The sequence below is a fragment of the Paenibacillus illinoisensis NBRC 15959 genome, assembly GCF_004000925.1.
GTDB classification, from domain to species: Bacteria; Bacillota; Bacilli; order Paenibacillales; family Paenibacillaceae; genus Paenibacillus; species Paenibacillus illinoisensis.
Genome location: NZ_BIME01000001.1, coordinates 1,021,042 through 1,042,732, shown reverse-complemented (window position 1 = coordinate 1,042,732; position 21,691 = coordinate 1,021,042). Strand labels below are relative to the sequence as shown.

Sequence of the window (21,691 nt, the reverse complement as noted above, 5' to 3'; positions counted from 1 at the left end):
CAATGTTCTCCCTTCGATGCCTACGGAGTTAGCTAAGGGTTCGGTAGAAGGTTCCCTATATTTCCTATGTATAAGAATAATTCACCCAAAATGGTTCCCCCGTTTTCAAACATGAAACTCGGCAAATGAATAATTAAGTTTTTGTAACCTTTTGAAACTATATTGCATAAATGCGTAATTGTCAAACCTTTCTTCCTTCTGCAATGTTAACGGAATTCAAGACTTTTTGTGGAAAATAGTAGTTCTCCATGTTTATTTATGATGACAAAAACGTAATTTGTGTTTCATCAGCACATAAATTGGACAAATAAGTAAATTGGAGTCGTAGAGGATAGCAAGGTTCATTCTCAACAGGAAAAGTCAGGTCTCGACCAGATTTTATAACTTTCGGTTATCGTAGTTTTATACTAAATCATTTAAATGTTGACACATTGAATTTCACATGATATATTATTTCTTGTCGCCGCGATAGGTTATCTCGGAGATATGCTATATGCGGTCGTGGCGGAATTGGCAGACGCGCACGGTTCAGGTCCGTGTGGGCTAACCCCCCGTGGAGGTTCGAGTCCTCTCGACCGCATCATAAGAAGAAAAGGTTTCTCGTTAGGCTAGCGCCTGTGGGAGGCCTTTTTTTATGTCTTTCTACTTGACCAAAACTACGATACACACATCGTTACTAAACAACGTCCTCCGAATCGATCTGATGGCAGCAGCTCACTCGCATAATCTCCGGTGTAAGGGGGAGAAATGCCTGTTCTATGGCTGTTGTACCCCCGCTTTCATGGTGAAATGTACGCAAAATTCCGAATTGTACCTATCCTGAGCATAATACATCCACTACTCTTATCACGTAAGGAAAGCGCTATCATTATGGATTTGAATTCACTATTTCAGAGGGGGTAGGAATGATTTGAAGCGAATGGGCAAACGGATGGCGATGGTTTTTCTGGTGTTCATCTTTGCAGCAGTTCAGTTTGGTTTTACAGGGACCAAAGGTCGTGTGGTTGAAGCAGCGGCGGAGAAAACATTGGCTGAGAAACCGTACATGGGCTGGAGCAGTTACAGTATGCAGGTGTATGACCCTTCCGTAAAATGGACATCAGCGGAGAGCATCAAGAAGCAATCGGATGCCATGCGCGAGAAGTTACAGGCTCATGGCTATGAATATATCAATATTGATGCGGGATGGAACGGAGATAATGATGAATACGGAAGACCGATTCCCAACAAAGAGCTGTATCCGAACGGATTCCAGGAGGTTATCGACTATGTTCATAACAATGGTCAGAAGATCGGGATCTATCTGATTCCCGGATTGTCCATTGATGCATACAATAAAAACCTCGAGATTTATGGGACGGGCGGAGCTTGCCGAATGCAGGATATTGCATATCAGCCGCTTACCGTGATGGATGCTTGGAATGCGTATACCTACAAGATTGATTTTTCGAATCCATGTGCTCAGAAATACATCGATTCCATCGCAGATCTACTGGGCGAGTGGGGGATTAACTTTGTCAAATTCGACAGCGTGACTCCAGGATCAGGAATTAACAATTTGAGCAGGGATGCACGAGGAGATGTGGAGGCCTGGTCCAAAGCTTTGGCAAGGCATAATATCTGGTTCGAGCTTTCATGGGCACTGGACCATAACTACGTGGATTTCTGGAAAAAACACGCCAATGGATGGCGTATTGACTGGGATGTCGAAGCATACGACAGCAATGTGGGTTTAACGCAGTGGGCTAATATTGCACGACTGTTTCCAATCGCTGCGCTTTGGTGGCGTGATGCAGGCCCTGGCGGGTGGAATGATTTTGACTCGCTAAACGTTGGCAATGGTTCCATGGATGGGCTCACGAAGGATGAACGGAAGACAGCCATGACATTCTGGGCGATCTCGTCTGCACCGTTGTATACAGGGAATGACATGACCAGGCTGGACAGCTATGGACTTGAACTTCTTACCAATGATGAGGTGATCGCTGTCAATCAGGCTGGACGTCCGGCTCACCCGGTATCGATGGATACCCAGCAGCAGGTATGGTACGCCAATAACGGAGATGGAACGTACAGTGTGGCTCTGTTTAATCTGGGCAACCGGAGTGCTGAGGTCAAGGTCAATTGGAGCGATATCGGTCTGGAAGGACCTGCATCGGTCCGTGACCTGTGGAGCCATTCTGAACTGGGTACCTTTAACGAGGGATTTAGCAGTGGTTTATTGGAGCCTCATGCTTCACGAATGCTGAAAGTCAAGGCACTGAACGGAACATCGACGGTGAATGACGATGATACAGGCATGCGCTATACCGGAGATTGGAAGCGAAATGGAGGCAAGGAACAATTAGAGGGTTCACAGGACCTGACTATAGCAATTCAGGATTCCACAAGTAATGATAGAACGACTGTTGATCCAGCGAGCAATTCCAATGTAGCAGATGAACTGGCTGCTGAACCATCCATTGCTGGAGAGGATACCACGGTTACCGAGGTGGTCTACGTTAACGATGACGACGGTGAGATACATTACACAGGTTCGTGGAATGCGAATACTGGCAGAGGTTTTGGGGACTTCAATGACGATGTGCATTATACAGAAAAAGACGGCGATTATTTTGAATACACGTTCACAGGTACAGGTATCGAGCTGCTGACAGAGAAGCATCAAGAGCAGGGGGACATGAGCATTATTCTCGATAATGGAGAGGCAGAACAGGTAAGCGCGTATACCGATGGAGAAAGGGAAACCCAGCAGGTGCTGTACAGCAAAACAGATCTGCCAAGTGGAACACATACCATGAAGGTCGTTAAGGCATCGGGCCAATACATGCTTCTGGATGCACTCAAGGTAACCAGGGAAAAAGAGTCTGATGGGCAGAACAGTGGAATAAGTCCAACCGCTGCAGACTTTGATAAGGCAGTGGATCAGCAGGCGGATGTGAAGATCACGTTAAACCTGAATGGTAATACGTTAACTGGTGTGACATACGACGGGGGCAATCTCGGCGAAGATGACTACGATGTCGTTGACAACACGTTAACGATCAAGAAACAATACCTCACCCAGCTGCCCGTTGGCACAACGAAGTTTAACGTGGTATTTAGCGCGGGGGATCCGCAGACGCTGACGATTAAGGTTATTGACACCTCAGGAATCCGATTCGCGATGATTAACAATGACGATCCCGCAATCAAGTATAGCGGCAACTGGTCACGCAGCACGGGGAGAGCATTTGGCGACTATAAGGATGATGTGCATTACGCCGAGCAGAACGGCGATTATTTTGAATATGAATTCAGAGGAACGGGTATTCAGTTTTTTACGGAAGTGGATCCGTCCCAGGGCGACATGGATATTTACGTGGATGGTGAGTTTAAGGAAACGGTAAGTGCTTACCGTGACGGACGTTTGGCGCAGCAAAAGGTCTATAGTGTCTCAGGGCTGCCAGATGGGCTGCATACACTTAAAGCCGTGAAAAAGTCGGGACGGTTCATGCTGCTTGACTTCCTCAAGGTGGAGATTCCCAATATCATTCAGCCAGTGAGTGCTGTTTTTGACAAAGCTGAATCTGCTCAAGCCGATATTGAAGTGACACTTTTGCAGGAACCGGAAAGTTTCAAGAAGATTATGAATGACTCACTTGAGCTGGTAAAGGGAACCGATTACGAGGTAGCAGGGGATAGGGTGACGCTTAGAAAATCCTACCTTGCTGCGCAGCCTCTCGGCACGTTGAACCTCCGTTTTGTTTTTGGCGGCGATTATCTCAATGATGTTCATTATTCGGCTGTAAACGGTGATTCCTTTGAGTATGTCTTCAAAGGTACTGGCATCCGTATGATTACTCCGACTGGGCCGCAGCAGGGTGAGGTGGAGATCTACATCGACGGAAATCTGGTGCAAACCGTAGATACGTACAGTGAGGGACGTAAAAATAGGCAGGAAATCTACAGCATAACAGGCCTGACAAGTGGTGTGCATACGCTGAAGGCGGTCAAAAAGTCCGGTGAGCTCATGCTCACGGATCAACTGAAATTTACGATAGCTGCTGGGGACAGCGGGCCAACAAACCCAACAAATCCAACAAATCCGAGCAATCCATCTGGACCTTCCAATCCGGGTGGACCGTCAACTCCTGTTGTACAGCCTCCAGTTACTCCGGTTCCGGAAACAGAAGCAGGAGAGGAACCTTCCGGGAATACGGAGACAACTCGGCATGAGGCATATATTAACGGTTATAAGGACGGACTGTTTAGACCGAATAACAAGATCACTCGTGCAGAGATGGCAACCATACTCGCCAAAGTCGTTGAAAAAGATGCTGCATCATCAGATGTGACGTTCAGTGATGTGAGTTCTTCCCATTGGGCAGCAGCAGCTATCGACAAGGTTGCAAAAATGGGACTGATGCAAGGCTACAAGGATGGCACATTTAAACCGAATCAGTCCTTGACCCGTGCAGAGATGGCAAGTTTGGCTGTGAGCCTGGCTCCGGATACGACCAAGCAGGGCAGCGAGTTCTCTGATATTGGCAGTCATTGGGCTAAGGAGGCGATTCAAAAAGCCCAAGGGCTGGGAATCCTGACAGGTTACAAGGACGGCACCTTCCGGCCGAATGCTGAGCTGACAAGAGCAGAAGCCGTTATTGTCATTAACCGGACGCTGGGAAGAGGGCCACTTAAGGGAGTTTCACAGCCTCAGTGGAAGGATGTATCACCCTCCCATTGGGCTTTTGAAGATATTGAAGAAGCGTCAGTTAATCATGGTTCGAAGCCTGCTGCAAGTGGCGGAGAGCAATGGGTTGAATAGCTGAAAATAGTGCTAATTGAGAAGGGGACCATATAGGTCCCCTTCTTTCTGAATCATTTTAATAAAGGGTGGGCTGCATCAGTAAAGCGCATTGCATGAGCTGCTGCACAAGCAAGAAAACATTTGACTAAGCCAAAAAATGATATAATCTGTGATTATGATAGCGCTACCAACAACTCGGGGATGGAGGGGTTGCCCATTCGAAATTCCAGTGTTTTTCGGAAATTTCTCATTTCATATGTCATCATTTTGGTCATACCCAGCATAGGTGGCTACATGTCTTATCTGACTTCGATTTCCGTAACGCAATCCATTTCCATTGAGAATGGGGTTACTCAGCTTGAGAAGGGCCAAGAAATATTGGAACGGCGCATGGCTGAAGTCGAGGGCTTCACCAGACAGCTTGCCGTAAATCAGGAACTGAACGTCCTAATGAATGAAAGGGATAACGAAACGAATGTATATGGCATATGGCGAGCCATGGAGAATGTGCTGACATTTGGGCAGACGAATGATTTCCTGCAAAATTATTATATTTATTTAGCCAATTATAATCTAATTCTTACCCCGGGTTCGTCCTACAGGCCGAATCATTATTATGCCGATTTTCATTATACAGATCTGTCCCTCGAGGAATGGATGAAGCAAGTATTACAACAAACGCATCGTAGTGAAATTAAGCCGCTCAGTTCCTATGTCAGCAGAGGCCAGCAAACTTCGGTCATTACATATATGCAATCACTGCCTTTGGACAGCTTCAACGATTCCTCGCCGGCGGTAGCTGTCGTCGTCATTGATGAGAAGATGATCGTAGGACTGCTGTCCAGTATGACGGACCGATATGGCGGCTGGGTTCACATTAGCGATGCGGAAGGGAGAACCATTGCGCTGAAGGGCAGTGGAGAACCTGAGATGGCCAAGATGATCGCTGATCCGAAATTCGATCCGAACAAGGTTAGTCAGTTCTATAAGGATGATTTGGTCATCACTACGCAATCGGATTCTAACGGCTGGGTATATCAGGCAGGGATTCCGCGTGACCTTCTTCTGGAAAATGCAAACAAGATCAAGAAGATGAGCATGCTCATTACAGGTGGAACACTACTGATTGGACTGATCGTAGGTCTGGTGCTTGCTTATCGTCATAGCGCCCCAATCAATCGACTGCTAAGTGTGATGAAGGAGCAATTCGGACGAGATGACGGGACTTCCAGGAATGAGTTTGATTTTCTAAGCGGAAACATCTCGGATATGATCACCAAGAACAAGCTGCTCGAGACAGAATTGAATCGCCAGCTGCCACTCGTAAGGGATGCTTTTTTGAAGCGCCTGATCTCGGGTGAATTCAAATCACGTGACGAGATTCTGTCAGCTGCAGAACAGGCGGATATTCTTTTGCATCAGGGAGCAGGATATGCGGGTCTCGTTCAGATCAAAGGTTATGGCAGCATGGATAACGTTGATATCCTGAATGAACTAAATGCTTCTCGGTTGCTGTTGAAGCAGGCGCTGAGCGAGCTTGGTGTTAATGTACTGATGACCGATTGGGGATCGGATAAAGTAGCCACTTTGTTTTTCTCAACGGATGAGGAAGCTGGCACACAACGCACCGTAGAAGATATTACGCAGACCATGGATGAGTTGGCACAGGTTGTGTTTAATGATTACCGGATCACCATCCAGTCGGGATTCGGCAATCATTTCTCGTCCGTGACGGAGGTCAGCGATTCCTTCGACCAAGCCAATCAAGCTCTTGAATATGCCATCTACATGAACGAAAGGGGCATGGTGTGGAGCAGTGAAACACAGACCGAAAATACGACCTATTATTATCCGCTCGACTCCGAGCAGCGACTGATTACAACGATCCGGGCCGGAGAACTTGAGGAAGCCAAGCGGATTGTCGAAGCCATCATGGTACAGAACATGGAACAGCGGGAGCTATCCATGGAAATGAAACATCAACTGATTGGCGAGATGAAGGGAACCTTTATCAAGCTGCTTGATAAAAAGGCATTTACGGAATACGATTCCATCGAAAACGTCAAACGACGGATCATCGACATTGGGTCCGCGGAGACACTGGAGACCGTTAAGTCTGAATTGTACGAAATCATGGAAGAACTGTGCGGACTGATTGCAAACAAGAAGAAGGATACCCACAGTCAAATCGTTAAACAGATCAAAGCGTATACTGCAGAGATGTATTCGGATGCCGAGCTTACTCTGTATCGTGTTGCCGAACACGTTGAGCGACCTGAAAAATACATTTCCCAACTGTTCAAGGAGTATACGGGGGTTAATTTTTCTGATCATCTGATCAAAGTGCGAATGGATCAGGCGATGATCCTGTTAAGGGACAGTAATTATACGGTGGACGAAATAGCAGCAAGAGTGGGTTACAACAGTTCACATTCCTTCCGGCGTGCCTTTAAACGATTGAATGGTATTTCTCCAAGCGTGTATAGACAGACTCCTTACGAATGAAATCATTCAGGTCTTATGACCGTGTTGTCCCAAGAGGACGATGCGGTCTTTTTGGTGCAATCTAGCGGTTTATATGGAGAAATGGCCGTTCTGTTGCTGGTTTGTGCCCTCGAAAAAGGGATAACTGTACGCTTTACATCTCAATTGTACCTGTTAATAAGCCATCTCAATCCACTATGATCAACATGTAGTAAGCGCTATCATCATTGAACATCACAGACTGAAGTCAGGGGGGGTTGTTCTGGAGAAGGAAGTCGTTGTGAATCACAGTTCATTGCCACAGAGAAAAGAAACGAGCTTATGGAGCAATGCCCGCAGGAAAATGAGGAAGCACTGGCAATTGCATTTACTGGTTATTCCACCCTTGCTGTTTTTTCTTATTTTCAAGTATTACCCAATGATTAATGCAGTCCTTGCCTTTAAGGACTATAACGTCATTAAGGGTATTTGGGGAAGTCCCTGGGTGGGGCTGCAAAACTTCCGTCTGTTCTTCGAAAATCCGTTATTTTGGACACTGGTGAAGAACACGATTATATTGAGCGGATATTTGCTGCTGGCGGGATTCCCGATTCCAATTATCTTAGCCCTTATGATTAATGAGGTGCGGAGCACGAAGTTTAAAAAGTTCGTACAGCTCGTATCGTTTGCGCCCTATTTCATTTCAACAGTCGTAATGGTATCCATTATCATGCTGTTTCTGGCACCGCGGCTTGGCTTTGCCAACATTGCCCTGAATTTTTTCGGGCTTGAATCGGTCAATTTCCTCGGCGAACCCGGGATGTTCCGATCCATCTATGTCTGGTCGGATATATGGCAAACCGCAGGATACAGTGCAGTGATCTATTTGGCAGCTCTTGCCGGAATTGATCCGACGCTGTATGAAGCGGCCAAAGTTGATGGAGCTTCACGGTTTCAAAAGATCAGACACGTCGACCTCCCAGGCCTTGTTCCGACCATCGTAATTATTTTGATTCTCAATGTAGGGAATGTCATGGCCATTGGCTTCGAAAAGGTCTACCTGCTGCAGAATCCGCTTAACCTAGCCAGCTCTGAAATTATTGCAACCTATGTTTACAGCATCGGCCTGTTGAATGCCAACTATAGCTTTGCGACCGCGGTCGGACTTTTCAACTCGCTGATTAATCTCGTTTTGCTGGTTACCGTGAACGGTTTGGCGAAACGAGTGACCAACAATAGTATCTGGTAGGAAAGGAGGGTCCTCGAGTGGCAGCAACGGTACCAAAAAGGATTAGGGAATCTGCCGCCGACAGAGCGTTCCTGATTACGATCTATATTGTGCTCAGTCTCGTTGTACTGGCGGTGATCTATCCTCTGATTTTTATTATCAGCAGCTCGTTAAGCAGCCCGGCAGCAGTCACTTCTGGCCGTGTATGGCTCTGGCCTGTAGATATTTCATTCCGTGGTTACAAGGCACTATTCAACACACCTGAAATCTTAAAAGGGTACGGTAATTCCATCTTTTATACGGTGGTAGGTACGTTTATCAGTGTGGTCCTGACCATCATGATTGCCTATCCGCTATCCCGCAGAAGCTTTTTTGGCCGCAATGCCTTAATGATGATTATCACCTTTACGATGATTTTCAGCGGCGGGTTAATTCCGACATATATGGTTGTGAAGCAGCTTCATCTGATCGACACACGCTGGGCGCTGCTGATTCCTAATGCCATTTGGGTATGGCAAGTCATCATTGCCCGTTCCTTCTTTAAATCGTCCATTCCCGAGGAATTGCTGGAAGCCAGCGAGATGGACGGCTGCAGTGACATGCGCTTCATCTGGAGTATCGTTCTCCCTCTATCCAAGCCCATTATCGCTGTGCTGGTACTCATGTATGCGGTTGGGCAGTGGAATGCTTATTTTGATGCTCTTATTTATCTTAAATCGGCTGATCTGTTCCCGTTACAGCTCATTCTGCGCAGCATTATTATTCAGAACAACAGTGCAGGGGCGATGGATGCGGCGAAAATGGTGGAGAGACAGCAGCTTGCCGAGCTGTTAAAATATTCCTTGATTGTGGTGGCTACATTGCCTGTGCTGGTGATCTATCCGTTTGTACAGCGTCATTTTGTACAGGGAATGCTGGTTGGTTCCATTAAGGGCTAATTCACAGCTTGAGTTAGGGAATCATTTTCTTCACCGGTAAATTACTATAGGGAGTGATCCATTTTGAAGAAAAGTCTGACAATCATACTCATGCTGCTCATGGTGTTCACAATGGTAATGAGCGGATGCTCGAGTGACAACTCGTCAAGCCCTGAATCAGGAGAGTCGGCTGCAGGAGACGGTCCGGTGAACATCAGTGTATTTTCCGTACAGGAATCGGGGATCGATATCCCGACCAACCAATTCACCAAATTCGTGGAAGACAAGTTCAACATCAAATTCAACTGGCAGATCAATCCATCGGACGGAGCCAAGGAGAAGCGCCAGATCTCACTGGCAAGTGGCGACTATCCCGATGCCTACCTGCTTACTCATTACATTGACCAATTCTCCCAAGCGGATCTTTTGAAATATGGCAAACAGGGCGTCCTCTTGCCGCTCAACGATCTGATTGATCAATATGCTCCCAACATCAAAGCAGCGATGGAAAGTAACTCAAATTTGAAAACGCTTAACACAGCACCGGATGGCAATATTTATGGCCTCGTTGCTTATACGGAATGTTTCCACTGCTCTTATCCGAGCAAGATGTGGATGAATACGGATTGGCTCAAAAAGCTCAATCTGGAGATGCCAACCACGACGGAGGAATTCAAAAATGTGCTGCAGGCGTTCAAAACGCAGGACCCGAACGGAAATGGCAAAGCCGATGAAGTACCTCTTAGCGGTTCCATCGAAGAATTTGGTGTGCGCATCATCCCATTCCTCATGAATGCCTTTGTGTACGATGATGACCGCAACTATCTGCAAATGACCGGAGGAAAGGTTCAATCCGCAGCCATTACGCCGGAGTGGAAGGAAGGATTGACCTATATCAAATCGTTGTACGATGCAGGTCTCATTGATCCAGGAGCTTTTACACAGAACGCTGAAGCCTTTAAGAAAATTGGGGAAAATGCAGATGCGGAAATTCTCGGCGTCGGGGCAGGAATGCACCCCGCAATCTTCGTAAACATTGATCCTGGCAATACACGCTCGGCACATTATAACCCTGTACCTCCGATTTCCGGACCGGGAGGCGTATCGTACGCAACGCATGATGGAGGCGGCGTATCTCCGGGAGCCAAATTCGTCATTACCAACAAGGCAAGCGAAGAAGCGCAGATCGCTCTAATCAAAATGGTGGACTATATGTTCACTGCCGAAGGTCAAACGAACGGGGCGAGTGGTCTGAAAGGAATCGATTGGACCGATCCGGGAGAAGGCGACGTGGCACTGGGCAAGGATTCCAAGCCGATGGTTAAACAGATTCCAATGGCTGAGGGAGAAGCGCCGCGCAATGCGGGCTGGAGCGGAATGGCTCATTTCTATATGCCTAAGGAGTATCGGGATACCTTTGTTCAAGGCACGGATATCTATGCTTCCGACGGTTATGAGCGCAGACTGTATGATGCTACGCTGCTGTACGAAGGACATGAGCCAGAAGAGCTGTTCCCGATCTGGTCCGTATGGATTGATCCTTCCGAAATTGATGAAGCAAGCTTGCTGCAAACCAATATCCGAAACTACATTGAACAGAACCAGCTTCAATTCATCACGGGCAACAAGGACCTGAACAAGGATTGGGATGCGTATGTCAAAGGTCTGGAAAACCTGAAGCTGGACCGCTATCTTGAAATTTTGCAAAAGGCCTATGAGGCATCCAAATAGCAGGTGAAGATTCGAACATCAGGTGCCTGAGTTGGACCAGGCACCTGATGTTTGTTGCATCCACAGCATAAGGATGATGTGAATAGTCTTCGTTCAATGACCAACAAGAAGGGGTGGATAACCATTCATCGGTCGAAACAAGCTGCAGAGGCTGCGCCTGTGATCATACGATTAACGGATTATGGGGCTCAGCCGGATTCGGAGCAGGATACTCAGCCTGCCATGACTCGTGCCATTCAGGCGGTTTCTCAAATCTCCGGACCAGTGGTGCTGGATTGTGCTCAAGGGAGGTATCATTTTTATCCGCATGAGGCCATTCAGGCTACTTATTACATCTCAAATACGGCCAGTGAGGAAGAGAACCCGGATATCACCAAGACGATTGGCTTGCGGTTGAAAGGTCTGAATGGACTGAAACTGGAAGGCAACGACTCATTGTTTATTTTCCACGGGAAGCAGACGATGCTGGTGCTGGATGGTTGCACCAGTGTGGAGATATGCAATCTGCGTATTGACTATGCCCAGCCAACGGTGACCGAGATGACGATTGTAGACAGGGGAAGCAGCTATTTTGATGCCAGGGTTCATCCGGATTCCCGGTATGAGATCCTTAACGGACAACTGGCCTGGGTCGGAGAGGGTTGGAGCTTTAAGAACGGGCCAATGCAGACCTATGATCCCTTGCGCAATACAACATGGAGAATGGACAACTGGCTGGAGCAGGCGAAAAATGTTGAGGAGATCGAGCCGAGGCTGCTTCGTTTTCATTTTGAATTCTCCCCTGATGTTGGCCTTGGTCATGTCCTGCAAAACCGGGATGGGCTTCGTGACCAGGTGGGTGTATTTATCACCGAATGCTCAGACGTCACCTTTGCAAATGTTGGTCTGCATTTCATGCATGGACTTGGTGTTGTGGGCCAATTCAGTCGTAATCTTACTTTTCGCCGAATGATTATGACTCCTCGTCCTGAAACTCGAAGAACGGTTGCCGGCTTCGCCGATTTTCTTCACCTGTCCAGCTGCGGAGGCAAGGTCGTTGTGAAGGACAGCCGTTTGATAGGTTCACACGACGATTCCATTAATGTGCATGGGACCTATCTTCGTATCATCGAGCGAATGGGGAAGAATTCCGTAAAAGTCCGTTTCATGCATCCCCAGACGTATGGTCTTCCTGCGTTTTACCCCGAGGACGAGGTTGAGTTTGTTCGTGCTGGCTCTCTTACCACCTATGCAGCGAACCAAGTGGTAGGGGTTCAACGTCTAAGTGCGCGCGAGTTCATTTTGACCCTGGCCCATGGTCTTCCGGAAGATATAGGCAGCCAGGATGTGATTGAGAACATCACCTGGACACCTGAGGTAGAGATTGTGAATAACTACTTTGCCAGGGTCCCGACTCGGGGCATTCTGGTAACCACCCGGCGTAAAGTATGGATTGCTAACAATGTGTTCGAACGGATGCATATGAGTGCTATTTTAGTAGCGGCGGATGCCAAGTCATGGTATGAGTCGGGGAGGGTAGAAGATGTGACCATTACAGGCAATCATTTCATTGAATGTGGGAGCGAGGAATACCCGGTTATCTCCATTGCACCGGAAAATGAAGAAATGGATGAGGGTTTACCCGTTCACAAGCAGGTGATTATTCAGAACAATCAATTCGAGACGTGCAGCAACGTTATGCTCTTGTGTGCCAAGAGTACCTCAGGACTAGTCTTCACATCGAATAAAATCGTTCGTGCTGGCGGAGTGGATCTGCGGTCCTGCATTGAAGACTTCGTCCATGTCACCGCTTGCACTGAAGCTGATATTCAAGGCAATACAGTCATTAGCAATACCAAAACGGAATGAGGGAGAGAACCTATGAAACTTCAATATGACAAACCCGCCAGTGTATGGACCGAGGGGCTTCCCATAGGTAATGGTCGTCTCGGTGGCATGATTTTTGGAGGAGTAGAGCAGGAGAAAATCAGTCTGAACGAGGACACTTTATGGTCGGGCTATCCTACGGACGGTAATAATCCGGGTGCGAAGGAGGTTTTGCCGAAGGTTCGCAAGCTGATACAGGAGAGACGCTACCAAGAGGCAGATACGCTGACGAGAGAGATGCAGGGACCCTATACGCAATCCTACTTGCCCTTCGGAGATTTGCATCTTCGTTTTGAGCATGGGGGGATTCATCATTCCTACAAACGGACGCTGGATATAGAACGGGCACTGCACAGCGTTGAATACCAGGTTGGGAACGTCACCTACAAGCGTGAGATGTTTGCTTCGAATCCCCATCAGGTGATTGTGCTGCGTCTGACCGCAAGTGTACAGGGGAAACTCCATGTGCATGCCGCTCTGGACAGCCCGCTTCGGCACACACTTCAAGTAAAGGAAGATCGCTTCGTATTATCGGGTACCGCTCCGGAACATGTGGATCCCAGCTATGTTGCAAGCGATCATCCCATTAGATACGGTGAACCGGAAGCCGGGAAGGGCATGGTTTTCGAAGGACAGCTGGCCGTGATAGCAGAGGATGGACAGGTGATTGTGGATAGTCAAGGAATTCATCTGTTGGGGGCAACCGCTGCCACCTTCTATTTCAGTGCAGCTACAAGTTTTAATGGCTATGACAACATGCCTGAAGGGGAGGGAAGAGAGGTCACAGGGATGAATAATTCACGACTGAACATGGCGACAGCCCAGCCATATATAAGTCTGCGTGACGCCCATATCTCGGATTATCGCTCCCTGTTTGACAGAGTGAAACTGCACCTCGGTACGCCGCTCGCCCCGGAAGGGATGTCTACAAGCCAGCGGATTACGACCTATGCGGCAAAAGATCCGGGACTTGTGGAGCTGCTCTTTCAATATGGACGCTACTTGCTGATCTCAAGTTCTCGCCCTGGTACACAGGCCGCCAATCTTCAGGGAATATGGAATGCACTCACCCGCCCGCCATGGAGCAGCAATTATACCTTGAACATTAACACGGAGATGAACTATTGGCCGGCTGAGGTCTGTAATTTGGCGGAGTGCCATATGCCTCTGCTGGATCTGATCGGTAATCTGGCAGAGAAAGGTACTGAGACTGCAAAGGTTAACTATGGTACCCGTGGCTGGACGGCTCATCATAACTCGGATCTATGGGCGCATACAGCCCCGGTTGGAAATTACGGAGGTGGAGATCCAAGCTGGGCATATTGGCCAATGGGTGGCGTATGGCTGACTCAGCACTTATGGGAGCATTACGCCTTTAACAGAGACGAAGCGTATTTGAGAACAACTGCCTATCCGATCATGAAGGAGGCGGCACTCTTTGCACTTGATTGGCTCATTGACGATGGAAATGGAAATTGGACTACAGCCCCATCCACTTCTCCAGAGCATAAATTTCGCACAGCGGAAGGTGTAGCAGCAGTCAGCTCGGGTTCAACGATGGATATTTCCCTGATCTGGGAGTTGTTCACGAATTGCATGGAAGCTGCGGAACGACTTGGAACAGACATGGAATTCAGGAAGGAGCTGGAGCGTGCACGAGAACGCCTGCAGCCGCTGCAAGTCGGTAAGTATGGTCAACTTCAGGAATGGTCGGAGGATTTCGAAGATGAGGATACCTACCACCGGCATACTTCGCACCTTGTAGGCGTATATCCTGGACGGCAGTTGTCCGAGGAGGAAACGCCGGAATGGTTTGCCGCGGCAAGAACTTCACTGGAGCGTCGCGGAGACGAAAGTACAGGCTGGAGCCTGGGCTGGCGTGTTGCACTCTGGAGTCGGTTCCGGGATGGTAACCGTTCCTTGCGACTGCTCTCCAACATGCTCCGCCTGGTTCAGGACGGGGACACGGAGCAGTACAACCACGGCGGAGTGTACGCCAATCTGCTTGGCGCGCATCCGCCATTTCAGATTGACGGCAATTTCGCTGCATCCGCCGGCATTGCCGAGATGCTGGTGCAGTCTCACCTTTCGTATCTTGAATTGCTTCCGGCCCTACCGGATTCGTGGCAGAAGGGCTGCGTATCCGGGCTGCGTGCCCGAGGCGGTTTTGAAGTTAGCATCAGGTGGGATAGGGGACAGCTCGCCGAAGCGCAGATCACCTCCATGCTGGGTACGGATTGTGTACTTCGTAGTGATGTCCCGCTCATCGTAACTTCGAATGGCACTCGGTTGGACGCGATCCGCATCAATGCCTCGACACTGAAATTTCCGACATCAGCTGGCCAAACGTACAGTATTGCAGTGGAGGGTGACCAGTAAACATTTTGCCAGGAAGTGTGTTAAATCGGGATATGGATCGGAAGATCGGTGCATGGATTACGGTCTGTCCTGTCTTTATAATGAGGGCAGACTTGGGAGAGGGAACGACTGCTCCTGCCAACCAACCATGCAACATCGAGGAGGCATATGATGCTAACGAACGATACAGCCGTTGAAGTTCAGCAGAATGACACACGGATCCAAGTGAGCAACGGCCATGTAAATCTGGAGATTCATCTTGAAAATGGCGAGGCTTCCTGCAATGACAACCGCTCTTGTCTAGTTAACCATTTCCACAGCGCTTTTCGCTGGCAAGGTCGGGAATACAGCACGGCACACTATGAGAGACATGAGCTGAAAAGCAAGGAAGCCATTGTCCGGGAAGGATTCGGCAAAGGAGTGCATTTGGTAATCCAGCACCAGTCGTCCAAGCTTCCCCAATTAGAACAGCATTTCTATGTATACGAGTCTGTACCATTTGTGTTAGTACAGAGCACAATTCAAAGTGATAAAGAGATCAAGGTCAATCGCTTCGCGGTCGTTCAATCCAAGCAGGTATCACTTAACGCAGGAAATCAACAGGAAGAGTTCAGCATTCTGCGGATTCCTTATGATAACGACAAATGGGTTCGATACACGGTTGTCAAACCTCCAGTGGATGTCGAAAGCTATGAAGCTGCAGCCGTGTTCGAGCCGGATAGCCGCCGGGGAGTGATTCTGGGTTCACTCACGCATAAGGTATGGAAAACGGGAATCCGGTTTAAAAGCGAGAAGAGCGGCCACATTGAAGAGCTGGATCTCTATGGCGGAGCTGTCAGTGAGCTGACCCGCGATTCCCAGCCGCATGGATATGTTACAGGAAAAATCATTGAATCACCACTCGCATTCATCGGATTTTACGAAGATTATAGAGATGGACTCGAAGCTTATGGCCATGCCAACACCTGGATGGAGGCCCCGCTGCCATGGAAGGGCGGCGTTCCGGTCGGCTGGAACAGCTGGTCAGCAGCGATGAGTAAACTCGATTATGACTTGTATACGTCGACCAGTGACTTTTTGAAGAAGGAAGTGCAGTCTCTGGGTTTCCAGAACGAAGAGACCTTATACATTAACTTTGATGCCTTCTGGGACAACTTTACACCTGAACAGATGAAAGATGCGCTGGACCGGGTACGGCAAAACGGACACCGAGCCGGAACGTATTGGACGCCATTTACGTTCTGGGGGAGCCCTGAACAGTTCAGCCAAGTCGTGGAAGGGACGGATGGTCAGTATACGTACGGGGATATTCTGCTGAGAGACATGGAAGGCGAGGTTTTGCCGGATGTGGATGGCGGTTTGGCTATAGACCCGACACATCCCGGAAATCTGCTGAGAATGGACTGGTTTGCGAATAAATTTGTCTCGGAAGGATTCGAGTATATTAAGCTGGACTTCCTTGCACATGGTGCCCTTGAAGGGCAGCATTACGACCCCGACATCACAACAGGGATTGCAGCTTATCGCCACGGTATGTTTTATTTACAGCAAAAGCTCTCACCGGAGGCCATTGGCCGCCCGTTCTTCATCAACCTGTCCATTGCGCCGATCTTTCCGTACGCCTTCGCTCACAGTCGCCGCATTTCCTGCGATGTCTTCGGTACGCTTCAGGATACGGAATACCTGTTAAATTCATTGACCCATGGCTGGTGGATGAACAATACGCTGTACCGCTACAATGATCCGGACCATTCCGTGCTGTATAAGAGCTTCAACCAGGAAGCAACTGGCTGCCACGAAGGAAGAAGCCGTCTGACCGCCTCGGTGATTGCGGGTACGGTATTGCTGCTCGGAGATGATTTCCGTCAGGCAGAGGCTGCGGAGCGGGCAAAAGACTGGCTTGCGAATAAGGAAATCATGAACATCGCCCGACTCGGCCGAACGTTCCGTCCGCTGGAAGGAGATTACGGAAAGCAGGCATCAGACGTATTTGTACTGGAATCGGCAGACGACAAGAGTTTTTATATGGCCGTTTTTAATTTTGATGCTGCGAATGCTACACATAGAACGGTTTCCCTGGAGAGAGCCGGACTGGATGCAAGTGCCGTGTACAGTTATCAGGATTTATGGGAAGGGGCACAAGGGGAAACCATTGGCCACATGAGCGTAACGCTGGAACCAGCAGAGTCTAAAATTTTTAGATTAACGATGAAAAGAAGCTAACAATCTGCATTAACCTAATAATAGGCGCGCTTTTGTTGGACACAGACAGCGCGCTTTATTTGGGTTTCGGCGATTATAGATTCAGATAATCCATTAGAACAGGAGGGCGTGAAATGGACGATTTTACATTATGGTACTCAACCCCAGCAGTGAATTGGAATCAAGGTTTGCCGCTCGGGAACGGAAGAATGGGAGCTGTGGTCATGGCTGCACCGTATCGTGAAGTATGGAGCATGAGTGAGGTCACCTACTGGTCCGGTCAAGCAGATCCAGAACCGGCTCTTGCAGGAGGGAAGAAGGCACTGGAGGAGATACGGCGTCAGTTCTATTCCGGCAATTATGATGAGGGAGATCGTCTTGCGAAGCAATATTTGCAGCCCGACAAGCAGAATTTTGGCACCAATCTGGGGTTGTGCAAGGTTGTTATACAATTTGCGGAGCAGGGCCCTGACAAAATGCTAGAGGGAAGCTTTCGGCGTGAGCTGGACTTAAACCTTGCGCTAGCCAAGGCTGCCTGGAGGAACAAGGATACAACTGTGTATCATGAGGTTTTTGCTTCACATGCTGACGACCTGGTTGTTTCCAGGGTTTGGAGTGATCGCTCTGGGGGCGTATCCTTTTCGCTCAGCCTGGAGGGAGACGCGGGATCGTTCCGCAGCTTAACAATGGATGACTGTACATTGAAGTTTGAGGGCCAGGCTACCGAAAATGTCCACAGCAACGGGATCTGCGGTGTATCGGCCGAAGGGTATGTGAAGATTGTTGTGACTGGCGGTACGGTTACCGGGAGAGACGGAAGATTGACCGTCCATGGAGCAGATGAGGCCTCCATTTACTTTACGGTCAGTACCGATTATCGTAAAACGGGACCGGAGTGGAAACAGGAGAGCCGCGTAATACTCGATAAGGCACTAGGCAAAGGATATTCCCTTCTGCGAACGGATCACATCGAGGATTACGCAGAGCAGTATAACAAGGTCGACATTCAGCTTGGGACTGCAAGCAAAAGTAATCTGGCGACAGATCAGCGCATCCGGCTGCTGGCTGGAGGTGGGGATGATGATCCCCAGCTTTTTGCGCTATTTCTGCAATATGGCCGGTATCTGACCATTGCCGGTTCGCGTGCCAATTCTCCGCTTCCTCTTCATCTTCAAGGAATATGGAATGACGGAGAAGCATGCCGTATGGGCTGGAGCTGTGATTACCACCTGGATATCAATACCCAGATGAATTATTATCCGGCAGAGATTACGAACCTGGGAGACAGCCATCTTCCGCTCATGAGGTATGTTGAAGACCTGGCAGCAGCCGGAAAGTCAACGGCACGTAACTTATACGGCAGTGAAGGCTGGGTTGCGCATGTCTTCTCTAACGTCTGGGGTTTCACACTTCCCGGCTGGGATACATCGTGGGGGTTGAATGTTACCGGAGGACTGTGGCTCGCCACTCACTTAATGGAGCATTATGAATATAGCCAGGACCGTGCTTTTCTGGAAAGTACGGCGTATCCTGTGCTCAAAGAAGCCGCAGTATTCTATCTGGACTATATGGACATTCATCCCGAATATGGTTGGCTGGTGACGGGTCCATCCAATTCTCCGGAGAATCATTTCTATTCGGGTACAGCTGACGGTGCTGTGCACCAGCTCTCCATGGGAACGACATTAGACCAGATTCTGGTGCGTGAATTGTTTGAATTTTGCCTGAAGTCGATTGAACTGTTGGATAGGGACCAGGAGTTCGGTGAACAACTGAGAGAAGCTGTTGATATGCTGCCACCGCTGCAGATTGGGAAGAAAGGACAGCTGCAGGAATGGCTGGAGGACTATGAGGAAGCACAGCCGGAGCATCGACATCTGTCACATCTATTCGCCCTGTATCCGGGGCATCAGATCACGCCTGAGCGGACACCTGAGCTTAGTGCGGCTGCAAGAGTCACGATGCAAAACCGGATGCTGCAAGAGGAACTGGAGGATGTGGAATTTACAGCTGCCCTGTTTGGACTTGGTTTTGCGAGGCTGCATGATGGAGAAATGGCTTACAAACATGTCTCGCATCTGATTAGTGGACTGTGCTTCGATAATTTGTTTACGTATTCCAAGTCAGGCATTGCCGGTGCGGAAACCAATATTTTCGTCATTGACGGAAATTTCGGAGGAACGGCGGTCATTGCGGAGATGCTGCTGCAAAGTTACGCAGGTGAAATTCATCTCTTGCCAGCACTGCCGCAGGCTTGGAGTAAAGGGAAGGTAAACGGGCTAAGAGTCAAAGGCAATGGCGAAGTAGATGCAGTCTGGGAGGATGGGGAGCTGACATCAGCCACGATCCGTACTTTTACGTCTGGAACGTACACCGTATGCAGAGGAGAGCGGAGAACGACTTTTCAGGCCGAAGCGGGAGGAAGTTACACTTTTAATCGTGAGCTGGACTTGATCAATCAATGAATCAAGCAAATAAGCAATTGTATCATAACCGATCTGGTCGAATGGGAGAGAAAACATATAATAGAGACAGAGACAGCTTAAATGGAGGGGACTTCAATGTACAGTATTTTTCTCGTAGACGACGAAGAGCTCGGGCTTGGGATGATGAGAGATTACATTCGCTGGGAAGAGATGGGGATCTACATTATTGGGACAGCGAGCAACGGCAGAGAGGCTTTGGAGAAGATTGAGGCCCTTCAGCCTGATATTGTACTTACCGATGTACAGATGCCCATTATGAACGGGATTGACCTGGCTCGAAAAATACATGAGTTGTATGATTCCATTCAAGTGATGTTCCTGACGGGACATGATGAATTCCATTATGTGAAATCGGCGCTTCATGTCGGAGCGGTTGGATATTTGCTTAAACCACTTGATTTGAATGAAATTGAAAGCGTTATTTCGAAGGTGAAACAGCGCTGTGAAGAAGTTGCAATCAAGAAACGTTCCACAGAGGCTGCTAAAGCCACGATTCTAAAGGAACTGTCCTATGAAAAAGATACGACTCGTGCTGCGGATCTTGCATCCGACTATAGCAGGTTGACCCGTTTGCCCGTGACATCACGGTACGCCTTGGCCTTGTTCAGTATCGATCCCATTGAAGCGGAAGAAGAGCAGCAGAGTCTGGAGGAGTGTACTACCCGGCTAGTGTCTTATCTGAATTACTATTTCCAGGCGAAGAATCTGAAGGCTAGCTTTGTTGATTACAAGGAAGGCGAGACAGGACTATTTATGGAAGCAGACCAACAGCCAGGATATTATGCATGGGAGGACTTGGCAGTGGCAATGCGAAGTGCACTCGATTTTACGGTGACTGCAGCGGTAGGCGCCGAAGCTGCCGAATTGTCCAATCTCCACGATTTATATGAGCAAATGCGTGTGATCCTGAACGAACGTTTCTACGAAGGAACGGGAACGATGATCCATGCAGAAGCCGTAACGAATCAATTGTACAGCGAACATATGCCGCCTTTTGAGAAGAATGAATGGTTTGAAGCCATACATCAACTGGATTTTGAGTGGGCAGCACAGAAGCTGCATCAATATATTGAAGCCCTGGCTGCCATGCGAATCAAGAAGAAGATGATATGTGACTGGTCCATTGATCTCGTCGATGAACTGCTGGAACAGGTGCAGGAGCCCTTTTCGAAGGGAGTTCAACGTGCAGAGTTATACCACTCCATTTATAATGCATCGACATTGCATGAGATAGAGGGGCTAATTCTGGATGCGGCAGGTCATGCCGTGAATCTGCTGGGAGAGCGATTTATGGATAAAAATGAAAAACTGATTCATAAGGTACGCACCCTCATTGATCAAAATTACAATCATCCGGTTACGATTAACAGCCTGTCTGAACAGGTTTATCTGTCACCTAACTATTTGCGGTCCATTTTCAAGGAAAAGACAGGAATGACCATCCATGATTATTTGACGCGTATCCGGCTTGGCAAAGCAAGGGAGATGCTCGCGGATGGCTCGCTCAAGATTCATGATATTGCTCAGAGAGTAGGCTACGAGAGCACGTCCTACTTCATTTCCCTTTTTCTTAAGAATGAAGGAGTAACGCCGAATGAATACAGGAAAACGATCTGAACGTTTATAAATCTCCCGATTGTTGTGTAAAAGA

Annotated in this window: 10 protein-coding genes, 1 tRNA gene and 1 riboswitch; all 11 genes read left to right on the top strand. The window is 48.4% G+C overall.

Going from position 1 to position 21,691, the window contains the following annotated elements:
- Nucleotides 1-2: 2 nt before the first annotated feature.
- Nucleotides 3-134: riboswitch (cyclic di-AMP (ydaO/yuaA leader) on the bottom strand.
- Nucleotides 135-495: 361 nt separating this feature from the next.
- The 11 genes from PIL01S_RS04385 (at nt 496) to PIL01S_RS04335 (ending at nt 21,657) form a co-directional block, all read left to right on the top strand.
- Nucleotides 496-580, top strand: a tRNA-Leu gene (locus tag PIL01S_RS04385).
- 339 nt (nt 581-919) lie between these two features.
- Nucleotides 920-4,807 (top strand): X2-like carbohydrate binding domain-containing protein, encoded by a 3,888-nt coding sequence (locus tag PIL01S_RS04380; RefSeq protein ID WP_246058100.1) that lies wholly within the window; start codon nt 920-922, stop codon nt 4,805-4,807.
- Between the two features lie 276 nt (nt 4,808-5,083).
- The gene (locus PIL01S_RS04375) at nt 5,084-7,294 is read left to right on the top strand and encodes a helix-turn-helix domain-containing protein (RefSeq protein WP_246058083.1); all 2,211 of its coding nucleotides are present in this window, start codon (nt 5,084-5,086) and stop codon (nt 7,292-7,294) included.
- A gap of 322 nt (nt 7,295-7,616) precedes the next feature.
- Nucleotides 7,617-8,501, top strand: a complete 885-nt coding sequence (locus PIL01S_RS04370) for an ABC transporter permease (RefSeq protein ID WP_127536624.1) — start codon at nt 7,617-7,619, stop codon at nt 8,499-8,501.
- Nucleotides 8,502-8,518: 17 nt separating this feature from the next.
- Nucleotides 8,519-9,418, top strand: coding sequence for a carbohydrate ABC transporter permease (locus tag PIL01S_RS04365; protein ID WP_174818660.1), 900 nt, complete (start codon nt 8,519-8,521; stop codon nt 9,416-9,418).
- A 63-nt stretch (nt 9,419-9,481) separates the two neighbouring features.
- Complete coding sequence (locus tag PIL01S_RS04360; RefSeq protein WP_127536421.1) at nt 9,482-11,128, top strand: extracellular solute-binding protein; 1,647 nt, start codon at nt 9,482-9,484, stop codon at nt 11,126-11,128.
- Between the two features lie 78 nt (nt 11,129-11,206).
- Entirely contained in the window at nt 11,207-12,976 is a 1,770-nt protein-coding gene (locus tag PIL01S_RS04355; protein ID WP_164764162.1) for a right-handed parallel beta-helix repeat-containing protein, read from the top strand.
- A 12-nt stretch (nt 12,977-12,988) separates the two neighbouring features.
- On the top strand, nt 12,989-15,373 hold the full coding sequence (locus PIL01S_RS04350; protein ID WP_127536419.1) for a glycoside hydrolase family 95 protein: 2,385 nt from the start codon (nt 12,989-12,991) through the stop codon (nt 15,371-15,373).
- Nucleotides 15,374-15,523: 150 nt separating this feature from the next.
- The gene (locus tag PIL01S_RS04345; RefSeq protein WP_307720973.1) at nt 15,524-17,575 is read left to right on the top strand and encodes an alpha-galactosidase; all 2,052 of its coding nucleotides are present in this window, start codon (nt 15,524-15,526) and stop codon (nt 17,573-17,575) included.
- A gap of 113 nt (nt 17,576-17,688) precedes the next feature.
- Nucleotides 17,689-20,019, top strand: coding sequence for a glycoside hydrolase family 95 protein (locus PIL01S_RS04340; protein ID WP_127536417.1), 2,331 nt, complete (start codon nt 17,689-17,691; stop codon nt 20,017-20,019).
- Between the two features lie 96 nt (nt 20,020-20,115).
- The gene (locus PIL01S_RS04335) at nt 20,116-21,657 is read left to right on the top strand and encodes a response regulator (protein ID WP_127536416.1); all 1,542 of its coding nucleotides are present in this window, start codon (nt 20,116-20,118) and stop codon (nt 21,655-21,657) included.
- The last annotated feature ends 34 nt before the right edge of the window (nt 21,658-21,691 follow it).

Excerpts from the sequence above, each read along its gene's own strand:
- PIL01S_RS04335 (WP_127536416.1), top strand. The coding sequence starts at position 20,116 with ATGTACAGTATTTTTCTCGTAGACGACGAAGAGCTCGGGCTTGGGATG.
- PIL01S_RS04375 (WP_246058083.1), top strand. The coding sequence starts at position 5,084 with ATGTCTTATCTGACTTCGATTTCCGTAACGCAATCCATTTCCATTGAG.
- PIL01S_RS04340 (WP_127536417.1), top strand. The coding sequence starts at position 17,689 with ATGGACGATTTTACATTATGGTACTCAACCCCAGCAGTGAATTGGAAT.
- PIL01S_RS04380 (WP_246058100.1), top strand. The coding sequence starts at position 920 with ATGGGCAAACGGATGGCGATGGTTTTTCTGGTGTTCATCTTTGCAGCA.
- PIL01S_RS04350 (WP_127536419.1), top strand. The coding sequence starts at position 12,989 with ATGAAACTTCAATATGACAAACCCGCCAGTGTATGGACCGAGGGGCTT.
- PIL01S_RS04345 (WP_307720973.1), top strand. The coding sequence starts at position 15,524 with ATGCTAACGAACGATACAGCCGTTGAAGTTCAGCAGAATGACACACGG.
- PIL01S_RS04370 (WP_127536624.1), top strand. The coding sequence starts at position 7,617 with ATGAGGAAGCACTGGCAATTGCATTTACTGGTTATTCCACCCTTGCTG.